Annotated in this window: 23 protein-coding genes and 1 other annotated feature; of the genes, 22 read left to right on the top strand and 1 reads right to left on the bottom strand. The window is 46.7% G+C overall.

The window, feature by feature from the left end; all coding sequences use genetic code 11:
• Nucleotides 1-130: 130 nt before the first annotated feature.
• From radA to pssA, 3 genes are read left to right on the top strand one after another with little or no spacing between them, the layout of a single operon-like run.
• Complete coding sequence (gene radA, locus MHB85_RS27720) at nucleotides 131-1,498, top strand: DNA repair protein RadA (RefSeq protein ID WP_036671578.1); 1,368 nt, start codon at nucleotides 131-133, stop codon at nucleotides 1,496-1,498.
• Nucleotides 1,499-1,511: 13 nt separating this feature from the next.
• Nucleotides 1,512-2,588 (top strand): DNA integrity scanning diadenylate cyclase DisA, encoded by a 1,077-nt coding sequence (disA, locus tag MHB85_RS27715; protein ID WP_091020517.1) that lies wholly within the window; start codon nucleotides 1,512-1,514, stop codon nucleotides 2,586-2,588.
• A gap of 45 nt (nucleotides 2,589-2,633) precedes the next feature.
• A complete protein-coding gene (gene pssA / locus MHB85_RS27710; protein WP_091020519.1) occupies nucleotides 2,634-3,365 on the top strand; it encodes a CDP-diacylglycerol--serine O-phosphatidyltransferase in 732 nt (243 codons plus the stop codon).
• Between the two features lie 126 nt (nucleotides 3,366-3,491).
• Here pssA and MHB85_RS27705 read toward each other — a convergent pair whose 3' ends face one another.
• A complete protein-coding gene (locus tag MHB85_RS27705) occupies nucleotides 3,492-3,887 on the bottom strand; it encodes a hypothetical protein (protein ID WP_017692049.1) in 396 nt (131 codons plus the stop codon).
• Between the two features lie 173 nt (nucleotides 3,888-4,060).
• On the opposite strand from MHB85_RS27705, the gene MHB85_RS27700 reads away from it, so the two are divergent.
• From MHB85_RS27700 to rpoB, 19 genes are all read left to right on the top strand, one after another.
• Entirely contained in the window at nucleotides 4,061-5,146 is a 1,086-nt protein-coding gene (locus MHB85_RS27700) for a PIN/TRAM domain-containing protein (protein WP_047841132.1), read from the top strand.
• A gap of 82 nt (nucleotides 5,147-5,228) precedes the next feature.
• Nucleotides 5,229-5,924: a 2-C-methyl-D-erythritol 4-phosphate cytidylyltransferase gene (ispD, locus tag MHB85_RS27695; protein WP_105602474.1), complete on the top strand. Its 696-nt coding sequence runs from the start codon at nucleotides 5,229-5,231 to the stop codon at nucleotides 5,922-5,924.
• Nucleotides 5,921-6,397, top strand: coding sequence for a 2-C-methyl-D-erythritol 2,4-cyclodiphosphate synthase (gene ispF, locus MHB85_RS27690; RefSeq protein ID WP_017692052.1), 477 nt, complete (start codon nucleotides 5,921-5,923; stop codon nucleotides 6,395-6,397). The genes ispD and ispF overlap by 4 nt, the downstream gene beginning before the upstream one ends.
• 33 nt (nucleotides 6,398-6,430) lie before the next feature.
• Complete coding sequence (gltX, locus tag MHB85_RS27685) at nucleotides 6,431-7,888, top strand: glutamate--tRNA ligase (protein ID WP_036607153.1); 1,458 nt, start codon at nucleotides 6,431-6,433, stop codon at nucleotides 7,886-7,888.
• Nucleotides 7,889-8,424: 536 nt separating this feature from the next.
• Entirely contained in the window at nucleotides 8,425-9,084 is a 660-nt protein-coding gene (gene cysE / locus MHB85_RS27680; protein WP_091020522.1) for a serine O-acetyltransferase, read from the top strand.
• Nucleotides 9,085-9,126: 42 nt separating this feature from the next.
• The gene (cysS, locus tag MHB85_RS27675; protein ID WP_341074003.1) at nucleotides 9,127-10,527 is read left to right on the top strand and encodes a cysteine--tRNA ligase; all 1,401 of its coding nucleotides are present in this window, start codon (nucleotides 9,127-9,129) and stop codon (nucleotides 10,525-10,527) included.
• Complete coding sequence (locus tag MHB85_RS27670; RefSeq protein WP_105602470.1) at nucleotides 10,524-10,997, top strand: Mini-ribonuclease 3; 474 nt, start codon at nucleotides 10,524-10,526, stop codon at nucleotides 10,995-10,997. Before cysS ends, MHB85_RS27670 begins: the two co-directional genes overlap by 4 nt.
• A 43-nt stretch (nucleotides 10,998-11,040) precedes the next feature.
• Entirely contained in the window at nucleotides 11,041-11,787 is a 747-nt protein-coding gene (gene rlmB / locus MHB85_RS27665; RefSeq protein WP_017692057.1) for a 23S rRNA (guanosine(2251)-2'-O)-methyltransferase RlmB, read from the top strand.
• 5 nt (nucleotides 11,788-11,792) lie between these two features.
• Nucleotides 11,793-12,314 carry an NYN domain-containing protein gene (locus tag MHB85_RS27660; RefSeq protein WP_091020528.1) on the top strand — a complete coding sequence of 174 codons (522 nt, stop codon included), beginning with the start codon at nucleotides 11,793-11,795 and terminating at the stop codon, nucleotides 12,312-12,314.
• A gap of 171 nt (nucleotides 12,315-12,485) precedes the next feature.
• Entirely contained in the window at nucleotides 12,486-13,130 is a 645-nt protein-coding gene (sigH, locus tag MHB85_RS27655; RefSeq protein WP_017692059.1) for an RNA polymerase sporulation sigma factor SigH, read from the top strand.
• A 305-nt stretch (nucleotides 13,131-13,435) separates the two neighbouring features.
• The gene (gene rpmG, locus MHB85_RS27650; protein WP_072735843.1) at nucleotides 13,436-13,585 is read left to right on the top strand and encodes a 50S ribosomal protein L33; all 150 of its coding nucleotides are present in this window, start codon (nucleotides 13,436-13,438) and stop codon (nucleotides 13,583-13,585) included.
• A gap of 17 nt (nucleotides 13,586-13,602) precedes the next feature.
• The gene (gene secE / locus MHB85_RS27645) at nucleotides 13,603-13,794 is read left to right on the top strand and encodes a preprotein translocase subunit SecE (RefSeq protein ID WP_017692060.1); all 192 of its coding nucleotides are present in this window, start codon (nucleotides 13,603-13,605) and stop codon (nucleotides 13,792-13,794) included.
• Nucleotides 13,795-13,815: 21 nt separating this feature from the next.
• The gene (gene nusG / locus MHB85_RS27640) at nucleotides 13,816-14,349 is read left to right on the top strand and encodes a transcription termination/antitermination protein NusG (RefSeq protein WP_024633599.1); all 534 of its coding nucleotides are present in this window, start codon (nucleotides 13,816-13,818) and stop codon (nucleotides 14,347-14,349) included.
• Nucleotides 14,350-14,417: 68 nt separating this feature from the next.
• Nucleotides 14,418-14,843, top strand: coding sequence for a 50S ribosomal protein L11 (rplK, locus tag MHB85_RS27635; protein WP_017692062.1), 426 nt, complete (start codon nucleotides 14,418-14,420; stop codon nucleotides 14,841-14,843).
• Nucleotides 14,844-14,937: 94 nt separating this feature from the next.
• Nucleotides 14,938-15,630: a 50S ribosomal protein L1 gene (gene rplA / locus MHB85_RS27630; protein ID WP_017692063.1), complete on the top strand. Its 693-nt coding sequence runs from the start codon at nucleotides 14,938-14,940 to the stop codon at nucleotides 15,628-15,630.
• A 68-nt stretch (nucleotides 15,631-15,698) separates the two neighbouring features.
• Nucleotides 15,699-15,845, top strand: a sequence feature (ribosomal protein L10 leader region).
• A 24-nt stretch (nucleotides 15,846-15,869) separates the two neighbouring features.
• A complete protein-coding gene (gene rplJ, locus MHB85_RS27625; RefSeq protein WP_091020530.1) occupies nucleotides 15,870-16,373 on the top strand; it encodes a 50S ribosomal protein L10 in 504 nt (167 codons plus the stop codon).
• A 72-nt stretch (nucleotides 16,374-16,445) separates the two neighbouring features.
• Nucleotides 16,446-16,805 carry a 50S ribosomal protein L7/L12 gene (gene rplL / locus MHB85_RS27620; protein ID WP_017692065.1) on the top strand — a complete coding sequence of 120 codons (360 nt, stop codon included), beginning with the start codon at nucleotides 16,446-16,448 and terminating at the stop codon, nucleotides 16,803-16,805.
• Between the two features lie 96 nt (nucleotides 16,806-16,901).
• A complete protein-coding gene (locus MHB85_RS27615; protein ID WP_341074282.1) occupies nucleotides 16,902-17,516 on the top strand; it encodes a class I SAM-dependent methyltransferase in 615 nt (204 codons plus the stop codon).
• 399 nt (nucleotides 17,517-17,915) lie between these two features.
• On the top strand, nucleotides 17,916-21,461 hold the full coding sequence (gene rpoB, locus MHB85_RS27610; protein WP_091020534.1) for a DNA-directed RNA polymerase subunit beta: 3,546 nt from the start codon (nucleotides 17,916-17,918) through the stop codon (nucleotides 21,459-21,461).
• The last annotated feature ends 95 nt before the right edge of the window (nucleotides 21,462-21,556 follow it).

Below are 21,556 nucleotides of genomic sequence, written 5' to 3'. Positions count from 1 at the left end.
TGCGATAATCCTTTACGAAAAATCTCAAACAATGGTAAACTTTTAGTAACCCTGCACGTCAGGGAGTTTGGGTGAAATTCGTCGAATAATGCAAAATGCTGTTATAAAACTAAATTATAGGAGTGCTGAAGTGGCCAAAGTTAAAACCAAGTTTCAATGTACGGAATGCGGCTATGAAGCCCCCAAGTGGTACGGTAAGTGTCCGGGTTGTCAGTCATGGAATTCAATGGTGGAAGAAACAGAGACGGTGGTCAAAACACAAGGGAGAAATTCTCCTCTGTTTGACAGTAAAGATAAACCGCTTCCTATCATAGATATAGATAGCGGTCAGGAACCGCGTGTACAGACTGGAATCGGAGAGTTGAACCGGGTATTGGGTGGCGGAATTGTTCCGGGTTCACTCGTTCTGGTGGGCGGAGATCCGGGTATCGGTAAATCAACGTTGATGTTGCAGACGTCCCATGCTTTGACGCATTCGGGTTTGCGTGTGTTATATGTTTCCGGTGAGGAATCAGTCAAGCAGACTAAATTGCGGGCAGACCGCCTCGGGGCACTCTCTGCCGAGTTGTATGTATTGTGTGAAACCAATATGGAACGCGTAGAGGAAGCGGTGGATCAGATCCAGCCGCATTTTCTGGTCATCGACTCCATTCAGACGGTATATCTTCCCGAAGTTACCAGTGCGCCGGGTAGTGTAGCACAGGTAAGGGAATGTACGTCAAGGTTCATGCGGATTGCTAAAGGCAGAGGCATTGCAACGGTTCTTGTGGGGCATGTTACCAAAGAAGGTGCCATTGCCGGTCCACGTATGTTAGAACATATGGTGGATTGCGTGCTTTATTTTGAAGGAGAACGGCATCATACGTATCGCCTGCTGCGTGCGGTGAAGAACCGTTTTGGTTCCACCAATGAGATTGGTATTTTTGAAATGGGTGAGGATGGACTTCGTGAGGTGGGCAATCCGTCCGAACTCTTTTTGTCAGAACGTCCACTGGGTGTAGCAGGTTCAACGGTAGTTGCCAGTATGGAGGGTACACGCCCTCTGCTCGTGGAATTGCAGGCGTTGATCTCAACCACCCATTTCCCTTCTCCCCGCCGTATGGCAACAGGGGTAGATCTGCATCGATTAAATCTGATCATCGCAGTGCTGGAGAAACGGATGGGTATGTTCTTACAGACCCAGGATGCGTATCTGAACGTGGCTGGTGGAGTACGATTGGATGAGCCCGCTGTAGATTTGGCGGTTGCCGTCAGCATTGCATCCAGTTTGAGAGATGTACCGACCAAGCCGGACGACGTCATCTTTGGCGAGATCGGTCTGACAGGTGAAGTTCGAGCCGTATCACGGGCCGAACAACGAGTGAAGGAAGCCGCAAAGTTGGGCTTCAAACGAGTCATTTTACCGGAAAAAAGCTTAAAGGGCTGGAAACATCCTCGCGGGATACAACTGATCGGTGTGAATACCGTGGCAGATGCACTAGCGGTTGCTTTAGATTAGGGGGCATAACAAGATGAAAGATATGAGCCAACTGGATAATATGAATGAGTTGTTAAGGCTGATCGCACCAGGTACACCTTTCCGCGAAGGTCTGGAAAATGTGCTGCGCGCCAAGACGGGCGCACTGCTTGTTGTAGGATACAGCCCTGAAGTCATGGAAGTGGTGGACGGGGGATTCTCGATTAACTGTGATTTCTCCCCAAACTACCTGTACGAACTCGCCAAGATGGATGGTGCCATTATTCTTAGCGAAGATTTGAAGCGTATTCTTTACGCCAATACCCAGTTAATCCCGGATTCATCTATCTCTTCATCAGAGACGGGGATTCGTCACCGGACGGCAGAGCGTGTAGCAAAGCAAACGGGTAAATTGGTCGTATCCATATCACAGCGTCGGAATATCATTACCTTGTATCAGGGAACACTTCGTTATTCCCTCAAGGAAATTGGGGTTATTTTGACCAAAGCGAATCAAGCGATTCAAACCCTGGAGAAATACAAAGCGGTATTAACACAGTCTCTTACGAATCTGAGTGCCTCTGAATTTGAGGAACTGGTGACGATTCCTGAAGTGGTTAATGTGATTCAGCGTACCGAAATGGTGATGCGGATCAAAACGGAGATCAAACGATATATTCATGAACTCGGGAATGAGGGACGACTCATCTCCATGCAAATGGAAGAGCTCGTGGGTACAACGGAAGAAGAAGCCTGGTTATTGTATAAAGACTATGCCCGTGACGACAGTGATGACAAAATCCGTGAAATTATTGTGGGACTGAAAAGATTGTCGGACGATGAGTTGTTGGATGCACATCATATTGTCCGTCTGCTCGGTTATCCTTCATCGGCGGCCACTTCAGAGGATTCGGTTGCACCTCGCGGATACCGGGTATTAAATAAGATCCCCCGCCTGCCCAATGTCATTATCCATAACCTGGTGGATCAATTCGAACAATTGCCTCATGTTATTATGGCTACAATTGAAGAACTGGACGAAGTGGATGGTATTGGTGAAGTTCGTGCCCGGACCATTAAGGAAGGCCTCAAACGTTTGCAGGAGCAAATGTTTATCGACAGACAGATGTAAGGGTTTGCCTATATAAAGGCTTGAAATGGATGAGGTGAAACAACGATGCTAACCAGATTCATTCCGAATCTCTTTACCCTGGGTAATCTGTTTCTTGGAATGATGGCAATTTTGCTTGCGATTGATGGAAATTACAGTTTGGCTGCCATTATGGTCATTGTAGCGATGCTGCTTGATGGTCTGGATGGCCGAGTGGCACGTGCACTTAATGCCCAAAGTGAATTCGGTAAGGAACTTGATTCCTTGTCTGACATGGTTTCCTTTGGTGCAGCACCAGCTCTGATCATATTTATGGTGTCGTTTCAAGAGTCGATGCCGATCCTCGCCTGGATTGCAACAGCGGCTTTTCCGATCTGTGGAGCCATTCGTCTTGCACGGTTTAACGTTCGTCCGGGTATTCCTGGATACTTCACAGGTCTGCCGATACCGGCAGCCGGCGGGGTACTGGCCACACTGTCCTTGTTCAATAAGGATATTGGCCCGGTTAGCATGATGATTGCTACATTGCTGTTATCGTATCTGATGGTGAGTTCGCTTAAATATCCCAATTTCAAAAAGGTCGGTTTGCCACGAAAGGCAATCTGGATTGCACCATGGGTTGTGTTATTTGCCATAGCCGTAGCCGTTATTTTCCCGGAGCAGTTATCCAAATTGATCTTTATTCCGTTGGTGTTATACGCCCTGTATGGAATGAAGCATAATGTGCGAACAGCGGCCTCACGTAGTCGGGCGAAAAAGCGCAAGGATGAGAAATCTTCCCGTCCTTCCGATCGTTAAGTCGCCTCGGGGACAGACACTATATAAAGAAAGCACGTACTCTCCTGAACTGGAGAATGCGTGCTTTTTGTTTATTCAGATCTATTTACGGTAAAAGAAACCCTTGCGAACGACATACATATCTTCTTACGACAGATTAAACATCCCTAACGTTGAACACTTCTGTGATTCGTGATTTACGACCTCTTCCATGTTAATGTCCAGCAGATTGCAGAGAGCCGACATGTAGAACAGGTTCCGCCCTAGCTCAGAGCTGATGACCTCTCTGCAGTTCTCACACAACTCACCTTCCACATGCGTTTCCAGCAGGCCCTTGGTTTGAGCGATATCGCTCTCCGGGGCATATTTCTGCTTGGTGGCGTGCAGCTCAATGCAGCCGCATTCGGTAATGGCTTTGGACACGGCACGGTTAACAGACGCTCCGGCTTGTCCCGTTTTGGACAGTACATCAATCAGGCTGCGATGACGCAACAACAGTTCAGAAACTTGATCCTGGAAAGCCTGTAAACTTAGCGTACTCATTTTGCCACTCACCTCGGGATATGAATTGAATTCATTATATGCCAATAATTTACCTACTTTCAACTGACGATTGCAACATTTCCAAAAAGTTCTTCCAGATGGGATTAGCAATTCAGGAATTGGATCATACTGGATATAAAGATCAAGATACATTGAAGGAGGTGCAGGGACTAATGTGGAAAAAAGGCATTTTAACTTTTACAGGATTGTGCGGTGCATGGTTCGGCTACACGGCATATCATCTGGCAGGAAAATCGGTCCCATGGATGGCGGAGTGGATTCAGTCAGCAGGATTACTGGGAGCTGGTATATCAACGCTGCTGGGAGCTGTAATGTTTATGGCTGTATGTAATATTGGTGGAACATTGATGGCAGACAGGTTGCATAGTGGAATTGACTCATTGGCAAAAGTACCTATGAACGAATTGGCTGCAGGTGCCGCAGGTACAGTTGCAGGATTGCTCGTGGCCTTGTTACTTTACCCTGTTGTGGGATGGATGGGGACGGCAGGAGAAGTGCTGCAAGTGGCGCTGACGGTGATTAGTGCTTATTCCGGTTATACCCTTGCCATGGCGAAGAAAGACGATCTGGGGGCCTTCTGGATGTCTGGACGATGGGGTCATCCCGAGGTGGACGAGGACAGACGGATGGAAGAACATAAAATTCTGGATACCAGTGTTATTATCGATGGGCGTATCGCTGATATATGCAAAACCGGATTTATTGAAGGCACGATCGTAATTCCGGAATTTGTTCTGGAGGAGTTACAGCATATTGCTGATTCATCGGATCTGCTCAAGCGGAACAGAGGACGGCGTGGACTGGACATTTTGAACAAAATCCAGAAGGAACTTGATGTAAAAGTCCTGATCTACGAGGGGGATTTCGAGGAAATCTCCGAGGTGGACAGCAAACTGGTTAAACTGGCAAAAGTGCTTCAGGGAAAAGTGGTCACCAATGACTTTAACCTGAACAAAGTGTGCGAACTCCAGGGTGTATCTGTGTTGAACATTAATGATCTCGCCAATGCGGTTAAGCCGGTTGTTCTGCCAGGTGAGGAGATCATGGTGCAGATCATCAAGGATGGCAAGGAGCATGGTCAAGGTGTAGCTTATCTGGATGATGGCACAATGATCGTTGTGGAAGGCGGACGCGAGTATATCGGCATGATGATGGAAGTGCTGGTGACCAGTGTGTTGCAGACTTCAGCAGGACGAATGATTTTTGCCAAGCCGAAACTGTTGGAAAAAGCCCAATAAAGCGGTATGATGGGTAGTGTATCGTTGAATGATATTGTATATCTTTGGACGATAAACTGACAGACAAGGCAGGGATTGCAGCATGGATAAAGGGTGGGGCGTTGTCATTGTGGCAGCAGGTCGCGGAACCCGGATGGGGACGACCGAGAGCAAACAGTTTCTGTTGCTGCAGGACAAGCCCGTTTTCATACATACGCTTGAGGTATTTGCTGCGCTGGACGAGATCCGCGAGATGGTGCTGGTCACAGGAACCGTAGATGTTGAACGTTGCCAGGATTGGGTAAAAGAATACCAACTGGATTCACGTGTCCGTGTTATCCCGGGAGGGAAAGAGAGACAACATTCTGTCCATAAAGGCCTTGAGGCACTTGGGACGGATTGGGTTCTCGTTCACGACGGGGTACGTCCTTTTGTAAACCATGAGCAGATCAAGGGATGCATGGCGGCCGCCATAGCCGGTGGTGGAGCAGCTGTACTTGCGGTTCCCGTGAAGGATACGATCAAACAAGTGAATGCGGAAGGAGTCGTTACGGCGACGCCAGACCGCAGCAGTCTGTGGAGCATTCAAACCCCGCAGGCTTTTCGTCTTTCTTCCCTGCTCTCCGCCTACGAATCAGCCGAGCAGGACGGATTTCTGGGGACAGATGATGCCATGCTGGCTGAACGTCAGGGAATGTCGGTCAAGGTTGTGGAAGGCAATTATACCAATATCAAATTAACAACGCCGGAAGATTTGCAATATGCTGCGTTTTTGCTGGGGGGAGAGAAGAAGCGATGATACGTGTAGGACAGGGATTTGATGTACATCAGCTGGTAGAGGGACGCCCGTGTATTATTGGCGGAGTAACGATTCCTTATGAAAAAGGACTGCTGGGTCACTCGGACGCAGACGTGCTGTTGCACGCGATTAGTGATGCTATTTTGGGTGCGCTGGCACTCGGGGATATTGGCAAGCATTTCCCGGATACCGATCCGGAATTCAAAGATGCCGACAGCCTGAAATTGCTGGAGCATGTATGGCAGCTTGTGAAGGATCGCGGTTATAAGTTGGGGAATATTGACTCAACGATTATTGCCCAAAAGCCGAAGATGGCTCCTTACATCCCACAGATGGCTGAGGTTATTGCCAAGGCACTGGAAGCGGATGTAACACAGGTGAACGTGAAAGCAACCACAACAGAGCAACTGGGATTCCCTGGACGGGGAGAGGGCATTGCCGCTCAGTCCGTTGTTTGCCTTGTACGTGTGTGATATCATCAATAAATTAGTGACGGAGGGGATCATATGAGCACGGATATTCGTGTGCGTTACGCGCCGAGCCCAACGGGACACCTGCATATCGGGAATGCCCGTACGGCGCTGTTTAACTATTTATATGCCAAACATAATAACGGTAAATTCATTATTCGTATTGAAGATACGGACGTGAAACGGAATATTGCCGGTGGTGAAGAAAGCCAACTGAAATACCTGAAATGGCTCGGAATTGAGTGGGACGAAAGTATTGACGTGGGCGGAGAATACGGACCATACCGTCAAACGGAACGTCTGGACCTCTATCGTAAATATACGCAGGAATTGCTGGATAAAGGTCTGGCTTACCGTTGCTTCTGCACGGAAGAAGAATTGGAGCAAGAGCGCGAGGAACAGTCAGCACGTGGAGAAACACCGCGTTATTCTGGCAAACACCGTGACCTGACTCCAGAGCAAATTAGTGCGTTTGAAGCGGAAGGCCGTGTAGCGAGTATTCGTTTCCGTGTGCCGGAAGAGCGCACATATACGTTTGATGATATGGTTAAAGGCACAATCTCGTTCAACAGCAAGGAATCCGGTGACTTCGTCATTGTGAAAAAAGACGGCATTCCCACATACAACTATGCCGTTGCTGTGGATGATCACTTGATGAAGATCTCCCACGTCCTGCGTGGGGAAGATCACATCTCGAACACGCCGCGTCAACTGATGATCTATGAAGCGCTTGGCTGGGAGCCGCCGCAATTCGGCCATATGACGCTGATCGTGAATGAAAATCACAAGAAGCTGAGTAAACGGGATGAATCCGTTATTCAGTTTATTGAGCAGTATGATCAGCTCGGCTATTTGCCTGAAGCGATGTTTAACTTCATTTCCCTGCTTGGCTGGTCGCCGGAAGGGGAAGAAGAGATCTTCTCGCAAGAGCAGCTGATCTCCATTTTTGATACGAAACGCCTGTCCAAGAGCCCTGCGGTATTTGATACCCACAAGCTGGCTCACTTGAACAACCACTATATCAAACATGCTGACCCGGAACGGATTGCCGAAATGGCCATTCCGCATCTGCAAAAGGCTGGACGTATTTCTTCCGAGCTGTCTGCTGAACAAAAAGAATGGGCTTATACTCTGGTACACCTGTACCAGGAGCAAATGAATTCTGCCTCTGATATTGTCGAATTGTCGGAAGTATTCTTCCGTTCCAATCTGGAGCTTGAAAGTGAAGGAGAAGCAGTGCTTGCGGAGGAGCAGGTGCCAACCGTACTGAAGGCATTTGCGGATAAAGTACAGGCAAGCGAAGAGTTTACTCCGAGCAAAATGGCTGCATTGATCAAGGAAGTACAGAAAGAAACCGGCTTTAAGGGCAAACAGCTCTTTATGCCAATTCGTGTAGCCTTGACTGGACAGACACATGGACGGGATCTGAACCAAACGATCGTACTTCTGGGTCGGGATACGGTGATCGAACGTTTGCTTGCACAAGTAAAATAATCTTAGTTGAGGACATTCCATTTATTTGGAATCTGAACGCAGTCTATGAAGTATAGATTACGTAGGAGGCTGTTGTCAGTCTGAGGCCTTTTCGCTATAATAACAACACAACGAATAATTGATATGATTTATCTAATAGAACAGCAAAGATTGGGAGAAGTAGACTGACCCGGACAGATTCAGAGAGGATGGTCCCGTGGCAAAGAAAGATTTCTTTGGTTGCGGTGGCTGTGAGCCATCCACTGTCCATCAGTCGAAATGCACCCGTGAGCTGCATAGCCGAATCCAGCCCCGCCTTTGTCGATCATGACATGGGAAAACGTTAGGATAGGTTGTGACGATTGGTTTCCGTTACCAAACCGCTTGAGGGCTCATTCTATTTAAGAATGGACCGAGCAGAGTGGGACCGCGATAAACGCCTCTGCAGCTAAATGCTGCAGGGGCGTTTTTTGTTTAGGCGAGTGTGCAGTACACTACCAAGGAACGCGCCGTCCGGTAAGCCGGAGGACGGGAACCTGAACAAGAGGGGAACGAGCATGTTCAAGAAGATCAGATCAGATATCCAGGCGGTGTTTGAGAACGATCCGGCAGCCCGGGGATGGTTTGAAGTGGTATTTACCTACTCAGGGCTGCACGCGATATGGGCACACCGGATTGCACATTTTTTATACAAACGAAGATGGTTCTCGTTCGCCAGGTTCATTTCACAGGTAAGTCGATTCATGACAGGAATTGAGATACATCCTGGAGCTACGATCGGAAATCGGTTGTTTATTGACCATGGAATGGGCGTCGTTATTGGGGAAACATGTGAGATTGGCGATGATGTTGTTATCTATCAGGGGGTTACACTCGGCGGAACAGGGAAAGAAAAAGGAAAGAGACATCCGACCATTGGCAATAATGTGGTTATCTCATCCGGAGCCAAAGTGCTGGGTTCATTTAGCGTGGGGGATCAAAGCAACATTGGGGCAAACTCCGTTGTGCTTAAGGAGGTCCCTTCCAATAGCACCGTGGTAGGTATACCGGGCAGAATTGTTAAACAGGATGGCCGACGGGTAGATCGCCTCAGTCAGCAATTGCCCGATCCGGTCGTTGATTCCTTGCGCAGTATGCAAAAAGAACTTGAACGATTGCAGAAAGAAGTACGTACACTACAGAATGCCCGTGAAAATGAGACTGTGCGTGATACGTGATACAATAAAATAAGGCAGTATAGGATGAAAGGATAAGTGACCATGACGCTTCAGATTTATAATACGATGAGTCGTACCAAAGAGGAATTTGTTCCCCAAGAGCCAGGGAAAGTGAAAATGTATGTTTGCGGACCAACGGTATATGACTACATTCATATCGGGAATGCACGCCCGGTTATCTTTTTCGACACAGTTCGCGGATACCTGGAACAGACAGGGCATGATGTGAACTATGTGGTGAACTTCACGGATGTGGACGATAAGTTGATTCGCAAAGCAGAACAACTTGGAACAGATGTTCCTCACGTGGCTGAGAAATTTATTGCAGCCTATTATGAAGACCTTGAGGGACTGGGTATTCCCAAGGCAAGCAGCAATCCGAGAGTAACGGAAAACATGCCGCTGATCATTGATTTTATCCGTGAGCTCGTTGAAAAAGGCTTTGCGTATGAAAATGGCGGTGACGTCTATTATCGCACAGACAAATTCAGCGAATATGGCAAACTTTCAAAACAAAACCTGCAGGAGCTGCAATTTGGAATCCGTGTGGGTGTGGATGAGCGCAAAGAGCATCCCGAAGATTTTGTGCTCTGGAAGGCTGCCAAACCAGGTGAGATCTATTGGTCCAGTCCTTGGGGCGATGGTCGACCAGGCTGGCATATTGAGTGCTCCGCCATGGCTAGGGAGTACCTTGGGGATACACTGGACATTCACGGGGGTGGACAGGATTTGCAGTTCCCGCACCATGAGTGCGAATGCGCCCAATCCGAAGTATTAACAGGTAAACCACTTGCGAACTACTGGATGCATAATGGATTCATCCGGATTGATAACGAGAAGATGTCAAAATCACTCGGTAATGGTGTTTTGGTTAAAGACTTGCGGAATCAATATAAACGCGAAGCGATTCGTTATTTCATGTTGTCTACCCACTATCGTAACCCATTGAACTTCACGGATGATACGATGGAGCAGGCACAGAACAGTGTGGACCGGATTGCGAATGCGGTAGGTAACTTGAACCATCGTCTGAATGCAGTAACTGTTGATCAGGATATCACAGCAGAGTTTGCGGCAAGACTCGACCAAATTCGTCAGCAGTATCACGAGAAGATGCAGGATGATTTCAATACTCCTGATGCAATTACTGCGATGTTTGAGTGGGCAGGGGAAGCCAACCAACTGTTGCAGCAAGAAGTAGTTAATGCGGCAGACATTCGCGCGCTCCTCGAGTTGTTCAGTGAATTGAATGCTGTGCTGCGCATCTATACTGACGCAGAGCCGGAACTTCTGGATGAGGAAGTGGAACGTCTGATTGAAGAGCGTGTAGAAGCGCGTAAGTCGAAAAACTGGGCAAGAGCGGATGAAATTCGTGATGAATTGTCTGCACGTGGCATTCTGCTTGAAGATACGGCGCAGGGCATGAGATGGCGGCGCAAATGAGCGAAGGACATCCAAATACACCAAAACAACAGGAGCAGGTCACAGACGGAGGATGGTTCCCATATCCTCCTTCCAGACCTGCGAGGTTGATTCCACCTATTGCACTGGCCTATATTGGTGATGCGGTATATGAGGTAGCTGTTCGTCAATATCTGTTGTCGAAGGCCAACATGCGTCCCAATCATTTGCACCGTAGTGCAACCGGGTTGGTATCAGCGAAGGCACAGAGCCGCATACTTACAACGATTGAGGCTGAACTGACAGAGGAAGAACGTGATATCGTCCGGCAAGGGCGGAATGCCAAGTCGGGTAGTGTACCTAAAAATGCAGATGTGTTGGAATACAGACATGCCACGGCTTTTGAATGTCTCATTGGTTACCTCTACAGCAGTGGTCATCACGACCGCATGATTGAACTGATCGGGCTTGGCATTGAGCACGCGGAGCAACAATCACCGACACAAAAATAGAAATTTCAACAAAACAACGCATTACAGAGAGGATCGAACAACGATGGAAGAAGAATGGATCGCCGGTAAACACTCCGTGACGGAGGCGCTGCGTTCAGGCCGGACCATTAATAAAATATGGATTGCCGATACAGCACAGAAACATCTGACTCAACCTATTATCTCGGAAGCTAAAAAGCTAGGTATTGTCATTCAACACGTGGACAAGCGTAAGCTGGATCAAACGGTACCAGGCATTCAGCATCAGGGTGTAGTTGCTCAAGCGGCACCTTACGCTTATGTGGAGGTAGAAGACATTCTTGCCGCAGCAAAAGCGAAGAATGAGCATCCTTTCCTGATTCTGCTGGATGAGATTGAAGATCCTCATAACCTGGGGTCAATTTTGCGGACAGCAGATTGCACGGGTGCGCATGGCGTCATTGTACCCAAACGTCGCTCGGCAGCGGTAACCGTGACAGTATCCAAAACATCAGCAGGCGCTGTGGAGTACGTGCCAGTGGCTCGGGTAAGTAATCTTGGACAGACCATTGATCGCCTCAAAGAGGAAGGTGTATGGGTTGTAGGGACAGATGTCACGGCTCATGAAGGTGTCTTTGGTAATGGAGTCTTTACTGGCCCTGTGGCATTGGTAATCGGAAATGAGAACAAGGGAATGGGACGACTTATTCGTGAGAAATGCGATGTGCTGATCAAATTACCAATGCAAGGTCAGATTAATTCCCTGAATGCTTCCGTGGCAGCCGGGGTTGTCATGTATGAAGTGCTCCGTTCGCGTCAAGCGCAGGAATAGAAGGTATGGCTGATTCCCGTGATGTGCTTCTTGTAGACGGGTACAACATGATTGGCGACTGGCCGGAATTAACCAAACTGGCGGAAAGTGGGCTCGAAGAGGCACGTAACAGGCTTCTCTTTCGTCTAGCAGACTACCAGGCTTTCTCCGGCCGGCGAGTCATTGTTGTGTTTGACGCCTACCTCGTGCCTGGACTCGGTAAATCCTTTACTCAGAGCAAAGTGCAGATCTATTTTACAAAGGAAAAAGAGACGGCAGACGAATGCATTGAGAGACTCGTTCGGGAACTAAGCATGCGAAGACGCCAAATCTATGTGGCTACGAGCGATATGGTAGAGCAACATGTTATATTTGGACAGGGAGCGCTACGTGTATCTGCGAGGGAGTTGCTAATTGAAGTTGAGCAGAACGAAAAAGATTTAAAAAAACGACTGGAAGAAGATCAGGCGAGGACCACGCGTAACACACTCGGTGGCAAGTTGAGTCCCGATGTATTAAAAGAGTTTGAGCGATGGCGCCGGGAATAACAGCACGTTTTTACAGAATTTAGAATATTGAAACTCTTGACATTTATGTTATTGATGTTCTTTTTTAGGCAGAGCGTGGTTGACGGTGTGAGGTACCATCATATATACTGATCCTATATTTCATAGAGTAGAGTAACGGGGTACCTTGCGTTGCAGCCGGAGGGATTGTCTGTGAGTGTCGACCTCAAAGATATCATGTTATCCAAGTATGATTACCAAAGTGACGAAGACATTGTCGAAGCTTTCCGTGAAGGCGAAAGCGAAGCGTTAGAGTTTCTAATTAACAAATATCGTAACTTTGTACGCGCCAAGGCAAGATCTTATTTTCTGATTGGGGCAGACCGGGAAGATATTATTCAAGAAGGAATGATTGGCCTCTACAAATCCATTCGAGATTTTAAAGGGGACAAGCTGGCTTCGTTCAAGGCTTTTGCCGAACTGTGTATTACAAGACAGATCATCACGGCGATTAAGACAGCAACACGTCAGAAGCATATTCCGCTTAATTCTTATGTATCTCTGGACAAGCCTATTTATGACGAAGAGTCTGATCGTACGTTACTCGATGTGATTTGTGGAACCCAGGTCAGTGATCCGGAAGAACTTATCATCAATCAGGAAGAGTTTGTGGGCCTGGAAGATAAAATGTCCGAGATTCTGAGTGATCTGGAACGTAAAGTATTGATGTTGTATCTGGACGGGAGATCTTATCAAGAGATTGCAGTAGATTTGGACAGACATGTGAAGTCCATTGATAATGCACTTCAGCGCGTCAAGCGCAAACTTGAAAAGTACCTGGAAGTTCGAGATAATTAAACACATGTTGTCGTTGACGGAAAAGGCTCGGTGTTTGAGTCTTTTTTTAGTGTCTCAAGTTTATAAAATCTAAGAATGTTTATACTAGTAATCGCTCGGTCCATGCAGGAGAAGAGAAAAAACAGAGATGAGAAACGAATGTACGATGTACGGAAGTAATACCCAATGAATGAAAGGCTATTCTTTCATTGACATGGTTATACCCTTGTGATAAAGTGTTTTAGGTAGGCCTAAATTTATGGCTTTTTTTCAGGATCAATTTAGAGACTCTGCTTGAATGTGGAAGTCTTCGGGAGGTGTACATCATGCGGGTAATTATTACTTTGGCTTGTACTAACTGCAAACAAAGAAATTACACTACGACAAAAAACAAGCGTAATCACCCCGACCGCATGGAGATGAAGAAATTTTGCAAGTTTTGTAACGAGCAGACTTCTCATCGCGAAACCAGATAGTTTTTGGAGGTGTCGGCGTGAAACGAAGTTTCAAATCTCTGATTTCCTTTTTCTCAGAAAGCTGGGCTGAACTTAAAAAAGTTCGCTGGCCTAATCGTAAAGAGCTGACCAACTACACATTGATCGTACTTGGTACTGTTGTGGTTATGACGCTGTTTTTTTGGGTCATTGACATTGGCATCTCCTTTGTGATCGAAGCGATTATTTAAGAAGGGTTCCGGTGGCTTGATATGGAAAAAAGATGGTACGTCGTTCATACCTATTCAGGGTATGAGAACAAGGTCAAAGCCAATTTGGAAAAACGCGTAGAGTCTATGGGCATGGAAGACAAGATATTCCGCGTTCTTGTTCCTATGGAAGAAGAAGTGGTAAACAAGGACGGTAAGAAAAAAACCGTTATGCGTAAAGTTTACCCCGGTTATGTCTTGGTGGAAATGGTACAGACGGATGATTCTTGGTATGTTGTTCGCAACACACCAGGTGTTACAGGATTTGTCGGTTCGACAGGTTCTGGGTCCAAACCAACTGCATTGTTGCCTGAAGAAGTGGAACAAATTCTGAAGCACATGGGTATGGTTGAACCTAAGCCGAAAATTGAGTTCGATATTAAGGAATCCGTACGTATTAAAGTCGGCCCTTTTGCGAATTTCGTAGGCTCCGTGGAAGAAATTTTGGTAGACAAAAGCAAGTTGAAAGTGCACGTGAACATGTTTGGACGGGAAACACCGCTTGAGTTGGAATACACACAAGTGGAGAAGATATAGTCTCTTCAAGTTTCTTGTGGGAGGGTTGAAAAACCCGTTAACCACTATTTTGCAAGGAGGTGTCAATCATGGCGAAAAAAGTTATTAAAATGGTAAAACTGCAGATTCCAGCAGGTAAAGCAAACCCAGCACCACCAGTAGGTCCGGCTTTGGGTCAAGCAGGTGTCAACATCATGGCATTCTGTAAAGAATTCAACGCTCGTACAGCTGATCAAGCGGGATTGATTATTCCAGTTGAAATTTCTGTATTCGAGGACCGTTCCTTTACTTTCATCACTAAAACTCCACCAGCAGCAGTTCTGTTGAAAGTGGCAGCTAAAGTTGAAAAAGGATCCGGCGAACCGAACAAGAAAAAAGTTGCTACAGTTAAACGTGATGCGGTACGTCAAATCGCAGAAACAAAAATGCCTGACCTGAATGCAGCAGACGTTGAGTCCGCAATGCGTATGGTCGAAGGTACTGCCCGCAGCATGGGTATCACCATCGAAGACTAATTTTCATAAGAAACATGGCTTCGTAAAACCGGTCGATTCGCGACCGGTTGATGTGGGAGGTATATCCGCTAACACCACAAAGGAGGAATAAAACATGGCTAAACACGGTAAAAAATACCTGGAAGCTGCTAAGCTGATTGACAGCGAAGCAACTTACGAGCCTTCAGAAGCTGTAGAGCTTGTGAAAAAGGCAGCTACTGCAAAATTCGATGAAACAATCGAAGCAGCAGTTCGTTTGGGTGTAGACCCTCGTAAGCAAGACCAGGCTGTACGTGGTGTTGTTGTCTTGCCACACGGCACAGGTAAAACACAACGCGTATTGGTATTTGCAAAAGGTGACAAAGCGAAAGAAGCGGAAGCGGCTGGCGCGGACTATGTTGGTGATGCAGACATGATCAACAAAATCCAACAAGGCTGGTTCGAATTCGACGTCTGCGTAGCGACACCGGATATGATGAGTGAAGTAGGTAAATTGGGCCGACTGCTCGGCGGTAAAGGTCTGATGCCTAACCCTAAAGCCGGAACGGTAACTTTCGATGTAACTAAGGCTGTTCAAGAAATTAAAGCCGGTAAAATCGAATATCGTCTGGATCGTGCAGGTCAAATTCATGCACCGATTGGTAAAGCTTCTTTCTCTTCTGAGCAACTTAATGAGAACTTCAAAGCTCTCATGGAAGCTCTGAATCGTGCTAAACCAGCGGCAGCAAAAGGTGTTTATCTGAAGAATGTTAGTCTTTCTTCCACGATGGGACCTGGCGCACGCGTGAACGCAGCAGCTTTTAGATAATATCTCTTGACAGGCTTGTCCTGTTTTTGATAAGATGTAAAAGTTGTGAGTCCGAGTGACTGACCGTTGACATTTGAATATGCTTGCCGTAGACAGTAGGTGCCATTTGGCTTAATTTCCTGCCGAGGTGTGATTATAGAACTTAGAACGATGTAAATCGATGATGAGTATATATCAAGCCTTCGTGATTCTACGGAGGCTTTTCTTAATGGGATAAATTTGATCAGGAGGTGTACAGATTGGCAAACGCAAAAGTGATTCAAGCAAAACAAGAATCCGTTGATGCAGTAACAGCTAAATTGCGCGAGAGCGTTACAACTGTTGTTGTTGACTATCGCGGATTGAACGTTGCCCAAGTAACTGAGTTGCGTAAGCAACTTCGTGAAGCAGGCATCGAATTCCAAGTGCTGAAAAACTCGTTGCTTCGCCGTGCAGCTGCAGCAGCAGAACTGACAGAACTCGATAGTGTTCTTACAGGTCCTACTGCAATTGCATTCAGCGTAAATGACGTTGTGGCTCCAGCTAAAATTCTGAACGACTTCGCGAAAAAGAACGATGCACTGGAATTGAAAGGTGCAGTCGTAGAAGGTCGCGTAATCGGAGTAGAAGAAGTTAAGGCATTGGCAGAACTGCCATCCCGCGATGGACTCCTCTCCATGCTCCTCAGCGTGCTTCAAGCGCCAGTGCGCAACTTCGCGCTTGCGGTTAAAGCAGTTGCAGAAAAAGAAGAACAAGGCGCGTAAGCAACTTGATCTGAATGCTGCTTAGGCGGCAAATGAATTTAAAAAAATAATATTATATATGGAGGTTCACTCATGAGTAAAGAGCAAATCTTGGAAGCAATCAAAGGCATGACTGTACTGGAATTGAACGATCTTGTTAAAGCAATCGAAGAAGAATTCGGCGTAACTGCTGCAGCTCCAGTAGCTGCTGCAGGTGCAGTAGCTTCTGCTGAAGCTGAGCAATCCGAGTTCGACGTAATCTTGACTAGCGCTGGTGCTTCCAAAATCAACGTTATCAAAGCAGTTCGCGAAATCACAGGTCTTGGCCTGAAAGAAGCAAAAGAATTGGTTGACAACGCTCCAAAAGCATTGAAAGAAAAAGTTGCTAAAGAAGAAGCAGAAGCGGTTAAAGCTAAGCTTGAAGAAGCAGGCGCTTCAGTTGAAGTTAAATAATTTAGCTATTACAAGCTAAATGAACAAAACAACAAACCCCTTGACTTATATCAAGGGGTTTGTTGCTGTAATTGTAAATGGAAAGTGAGTGAGGGCATGTCCAATCATTATTTTTCGGACAAACCGCAAGTGGCGCATGATCGCAGAGCAACTGAAGCGGTTCTTCGCGGATTCAGTCTGCGATTCGCGACGGATGCCGGTGTTTTTTCCAAAAACGGAATCGATTATGGCAGCAGAGTATTGATTGATGCGATAGAGTTGCCATCTGGGGCTCATGTTCTCGATGTGGGCTGTGGATACGGGCCAATGGGTCTTACAGCAGCCAAACTTGTACCGGATGGGCATGTCACCATGATCGATATCAACGAGAGAGCTGTTGAACTTTCCAAGGAAAATGCAAAAGCGAACGGAATTAACAATGTTACGGTATTGCAAAGTAATCTACTGGCTGAAGTGAAAAAGCAAGATTTTGACGTTATCCTAACCAACCCGCCTATACGGGCTGGGAAAGAGACGGTTCATACTATTTTCGAACAGGCACATCGCCATCTGAAGGTAGGCGGTTCGTTGTGGATTGTCATTCAGAAAAAACAAGGGGCCCCATCAGCGAAAGCGAAATTGGAATCTTTGTTTGGAAGAGTGGAAGAAGTGACGAAGGATAAAGGCTATCGGATTTTCAAAGCGGTGAAAACGGAAGAGGTATCTATATAAGCTGAATCCGAGTTTGTAAAGTAAGCAGGGGATCATTTTTTTTGCAATAGGACTATTGACTTGAAATTTAGGTCGTGGTATAGTTGTAAAATGTCAGTATTAAGATGCCCTACTTGGCTTTAGCTAACTGAAAATGTCAACCTTTTTTTACGCCGAACGGGCTTATTATGCCTACGTTTGGCGTATAATATGTACATTTTGGGCAAACTGGGGATAAGAATGATTTGGAAAGACATCCGCCGATCAAAGTTGCTCTTTTTTCGAACGACATTTCGAGTAAGGGCTTTTCTTTATTTGTGGATGCATTGCTTTGCTCTGTATGTGTACCATTATAAGGTTACAAACAGAGGTTCGCAACGAAATTTTTAAAGTGAGTAGACATTGAGGGGTGAGTTTAAGTTGGCAGGACATCTTGTTCAATATGGTCGACGCACTCGGCGCAGTTATGCACGAATTAACGAGATACTCGAAGTTCCAAACCTGATTGAAATCCAACAAAAATCCTATGATTGGTTTTTGGAGGAAGGGTTGCGCGAAATGTTCCAGGATATCTCGCCGATCCAGGATTTTACAGGTAACTTGATTTTGGAATTTATCGATTATAGTCTCGGTGAACCGAAGTATACAGTAGACGATGCGAAAGAGCGTGACGTTACGTATGCAGCACCGCTTCGGGTCAAAGTCCGGCTCATTAATAAGGAAACCGGCGAAGTCAAAGAGCAGGAAGTATTCATGGGAGATTTCCCGCTGATGACCAACACGGGCACATTTATTATTAATGGTGCGGAACGGGTTATTGTCAGCCAGTTGGTTCGCTCTCCTAGCGTTTACTTCAGTACCAAAGTAGATAAAAACGCCAAAAAAACGTATACCGCTACAGTTATTCCTAACCGCGGCGCTTGGTTGGAACTGGAGATGGACGCGAAGGATGTTGTTTACGTCCGGATCGACCGTACACGTAAAATACCGGTTACGGTTCTCCTGCGTTCACTTGGTTTTGGCACAGATGCTGAGATTCTGGATCTGCTCGGTAATGACGAATATATCCGCAACACTCTGGACAAAGACAACACGGATTCCACGGAGAAAGCACTCATTGAGATCTATGAGCGTCTTCGTCCGGGCGAGCCGCCAACGCTGGATAATGCGAAAAGCTTGCTCGTAGCACGTTTCTTTGATCCAAAACGTTATGACCTGGCTAATGTAGGTCGTTACAAAATGAATAAAAAACTGCACATCAAAAACCGTTTGTTTAACCAGCGCTTGGCTGAGTCACTTGTTGACGCTGAGACTGGTGAAATCATTGCTGAAGCAGGTCAAATGGTTGATCGTCGTTTGTTGGATGAAATCATGCCGTATCTGGAGAAAAGCGTTGGATTCCGCACGTATCACGTGGGTAACGGCGTTTTGGATGCCAATGATATCCCTATGCAAACGATTGATGTGTTCTCACCAACTGAAGATGGTAAAGTGGTCAAACTGATTGCCAATGCAAACATTGACAAGTCCGTTAAAAACGTGACACCGGCGGATATCATTTCGTCCATCAGTTATTTCCTTAACCTTCTGCAGGGAATTGGTAGCACGGATGATATCGATCATCTGGGTAACCGTCGTTTGCGTTCGGTGGGTGAACTCCTGCAGAACCAGTTCCGTATCGGTTTGTCCCGTATGGAGCGTGTGGTTCGTGAGAGAATGTCCATTCAGGATGCTAACGTAATTACACCACAGGCTTTGATTAACATACGTCCTGTTATTGCGTCGATTAAAGAGTTCTTTGGTAGCTCTCAGTTGTCACAGTTTATGGATCAAACAAACCCGCTGGGTGAGCTGACACATAAACGTCGTTTGTCCGCACTCGGACCCGGTGGTTTGACGCGTGAGCGCGCAGGTATGGAAGTGCGTGACGTCCATCCATCCCACTATGGCCGTATGTGTCCAATCGAGACTCCAGAGGGACCAAACATTGGTTTGATCAACTCCTTGTCTACATTCGCTCGTGTGAATGAATATGGCTTCATTGAAGCTCCATATCGTTGGGTTGATCCGAAGACAGGTATTGTAACCGAGCAAATTGATTACCTGACAGCGGACGAAGAGGACAACTATGTTATCGCGCAAGCGAATGCGAAGTTGAACGAAGACGGTACATTTGAAGAAGAAGCGATCATTGTACGTTACAACAAACAGTCGGATAACATCCTTACGATGCCGAGTGAACGAGTTGACTACATGGACGTATCTCCTAAACAGGTTGTATCCGTCGCGACAGCGCTGATCCCGTTCCTTGAGAACGATGACTCCAACCGTGCACTCATGGGATCTAACATGCAGCGGCAGGCGGTTCCACTCTTGATCCCTAAAGCACCACTTGTAGGTACAGGTATGGAGCACAAAGCTGCAAAAGATTCTGGTGTATGTATTGTCTCCGATTATGACGGAATTATCGAACGTTCTTCTGCGAACGAGATTTGGGTCCGTCGTGTTGAAGAAGTGGACGGTCAGGAAGTTAAAGGCGATATCGTTAAATATAAATTACACAAATTTATGCGTTCGAACCAAGGAACATGCATTAACCAGCGTCCGATTGTCAAAAGAGGTGCCGCTGTCAAAGCTGGTGATATCCTCGCTGATGGTCCTTCAACGGAAATGGGTGAATTGGCTCTGGGACGTAACGTTGTTGTTGCCTTCATGACTTGGGAAGGTTACAACTACGAGGATGCGATCTTGCTCAGTGAAAAACTCGTTAAGGAAGATGTATACACATCCATCCATATCGAGGAGTATGAGTCAGAAGCACGTGATACCAAGCTCGGACCTGAAGAGATCACACGTGACATCCCTAACGTTGGGGAAGAAGCGTTGCGTAACTTGGATGAGCGCGGTATTATCCGCATCGGTGCTGAGATCAGTGCTGGCGACATTCTGGTTGGTAAAGTAACACCTAAGGGTGTAACAGAGCTGACAGCAGAAGAACGTCTCTTGCATGCGATCTTTGGTGAGAAAGCACGTGAAGTACGTGATACTTCCTTGCGTGTACCACATGGTACTGACGGTATCGTAGTAGACGTGAAAGTATTTACCCGTGAAAACGGTGATGAGCTGCCTCCAGGTGTTAACCAACTCGTTCGTGTATATATTGCTCAAAAACGGAAAATTTCCGAGGGTGATAAAATGGCCGGACGTCACGGTAACAAAGGGGTCGTGGCCCGCATCTTGCCGGAAGAAGATATGCCTTTCCTGCCAGACGGTACACCGGTTCAGATCGTTCTTAACCCACTGGGCGTACCTTCCCGGATGAATATCGGTCAAGTACTCGAGGTTCACTTGGGTATGGCGGCGATGCAACTGGGTATTCACGTTGCAACTCCTGTATTCGACGGAGCGAAGGAGTATGACGTCTTCGATACGATGGAAGAAGCAGGTATGCAACGTAATGGTAAAACTGTCCTGTATGATGGTCGTACAGGTGAAGAGTTTGAACGTGAAGTTACCGTAGGTGTCATGCACATGATCAAATTGGCACACATGGTTGATGATAAAATCCATGCCCGTTCCACGGGTCCTTACTCACTTGTTACGCAACAGCCATTGGGTGGTAAAGCCCAATTTGGTGGACAGCGTTTCGGGGAGATGGAAGTATGGGCGCTTGAGGCATACGGTGCAGCTTATACACTGCAAGAAATCTTGACTGTTAAATCCGATGACGTTGTTGGTCGGGTTAAAACGTATGAATCCATTGTCAAAGGTGAGAATGTTCCGGAACCAGGCGTTCCTGAATCATTCAAAGTATTGATCAAAGAGCTGCAAAGCTTGGGTATGGACGTTAAGATTTTGAGTGAAGATGAGCAAGAGATTGAAATGAGAGAAATGGACGATGAAGATGACGCTGCGAGCGATAAGCTCAGCCTCAACCTTGAGGGTACAGAGGTCGGAGCGGAATAAACCGCTTCGAGCGCATGATGACCGGCGTTTTTCATCAGGCTCACGTCTTGCTCCGGCTTCGGCCGGAGTGGGCGTAACCTAGATTACAGGAATTG

It is taken from the genome of Paenibacillus sp. FSL K6-4396 (assembly GCF_038002525.1).
Classification (GTDB): Bacteria; Bacillota; Bacilli; order Paenibacillales; family Paenibacillaceae; genus Paenibacillus; species Paenibacillus amylolyticus_B.
The sequence above is the reverse complement of the archived record's forward strand: the minus strand, read 5'-3'. Positions and strand labels throughout refer to the sequence as shown.

Excerpts from the sequence above, each read along its gene's own strand:
- MHB85_RS27670 (WP_105602470.1), top strand. The coding sequence starts at position 10,524 with ATGAGCGAAGGACATCCAAATACACCAAAACAACAGGAGCAGGTCACA.
- rpmG (WP_072735843.1), top strand. The coding sequence starts at position 13,436 with ATGCGGGTAATTATTACTTTGGCTTGTACTAACTGCAAACAAAGAAAT.
- rplA (WP_017692063.1), top strand. The coding sequence starts at position 14,938 with ATGGCTAAACACGGTAAAAAATACCTGGAAGCTGCTAAGCTGATTGAC.
- disA (WP_091020517.1), top strand. The coding sequence starts at position 1,512 with ATGAAAGATATGAGCCAACTGGATAATATGAATGAGTTGTTAAGGCTG.
- rplK (WP_017692062.1), top strand. The coding sequence starts at position 14,418 with ATGGCGAAAAAAGTTATTAAAATGGTAAAACTGCAGATTCCAGCAGGT.
- rplL (WP_017692065.1), top strand. The coding sequence starts at position 16,446 with ATGAGTAAAGAGCAAATCTTGGAAGCAATCAAAGGCATGACTGTACTG.
- MHB85_RS27660 (WP_091020528.1), top strand. The coding sequence starts at position 11,793 with ATGGCTGATTCCCGTGATGTGCTTCTTGTAGACGGGTACAACATGATT.
- cysE (WP_091020522.1), top strand. The coding sequence starts at position 8,425 with ATGTTCAAGAAGATCAGATCAGATATCCAGGCGGTGTTTGAGAACGAT.
- ispF (WP_017692052.1), top strand. The coding sequence starts at position 5,921 with ATGATACGTGTAGGACAGGGATTTGATGTACATCAGCTGGTAGAGGGA.
- MHB85_RS27705 (WP_017692049.1), bottom strand. The coding sequence starts at position 3,887 with ATGAGTACGCTAAGTTTACAGGCTTTCCAGGATCAAGTTTCTGAACTG.
- gltX (WP_036607153.1), top strand. The coding sequence starts at position 6,431 with ATGAGCACGGATATTCGTGTGCGTTACGCGCCGAGCCCAACGGGACAC.
- pssA (WP_091020519.1), top strand. The coding sequence starts at position 2,634 with ATGCTAACCAGATTCATTCCGAATCTCTTTACCCTGGGTAATCTGTTT.
- rlmB (WP_017692057.1), top strand. The coding sequence starts at position 11,041 with ATGGAAGAAGAATGGATCGCCGGTAAACACTCCGTGACGGAGGCGCTG.
- MHB85_RS27615 (WP_341074282.1), top strand. The coding sequence starts at position 16,902 with ATGTCCAATCATTATTTTTCGGACAAACCGCAAGTGGCGCATGATCGC.
- cysS (WP_341074003.1), top strand. The coding sequence starts at position 9,127 with ATGACGCTTCAGATTTATAATACGATGAGTCGTACCAAAGAGGAATTT.
- nusG (WP_024633599.1), top strand. The coding sequence starts at position 13,816 with ATGGAAAAAAGATGGTACGTCGTTCATACCTATTCAGGGTATGAGAAC.
- MHB85_RS27700 (WP_047841132.1), top strand. The coding sequence starts at position 4,061 with ATGTGGAAAAAAGGCATTTTAACTTTTACAGGATTGTGCGGTGCATGG.
- ispD (WP_105602474.1), top strand. The coding sequence starts at position 5,229 with ATGGATAAAGGGTGGGGCGTTGTCATTGTGGCAGCAGGTCGCGGAACC.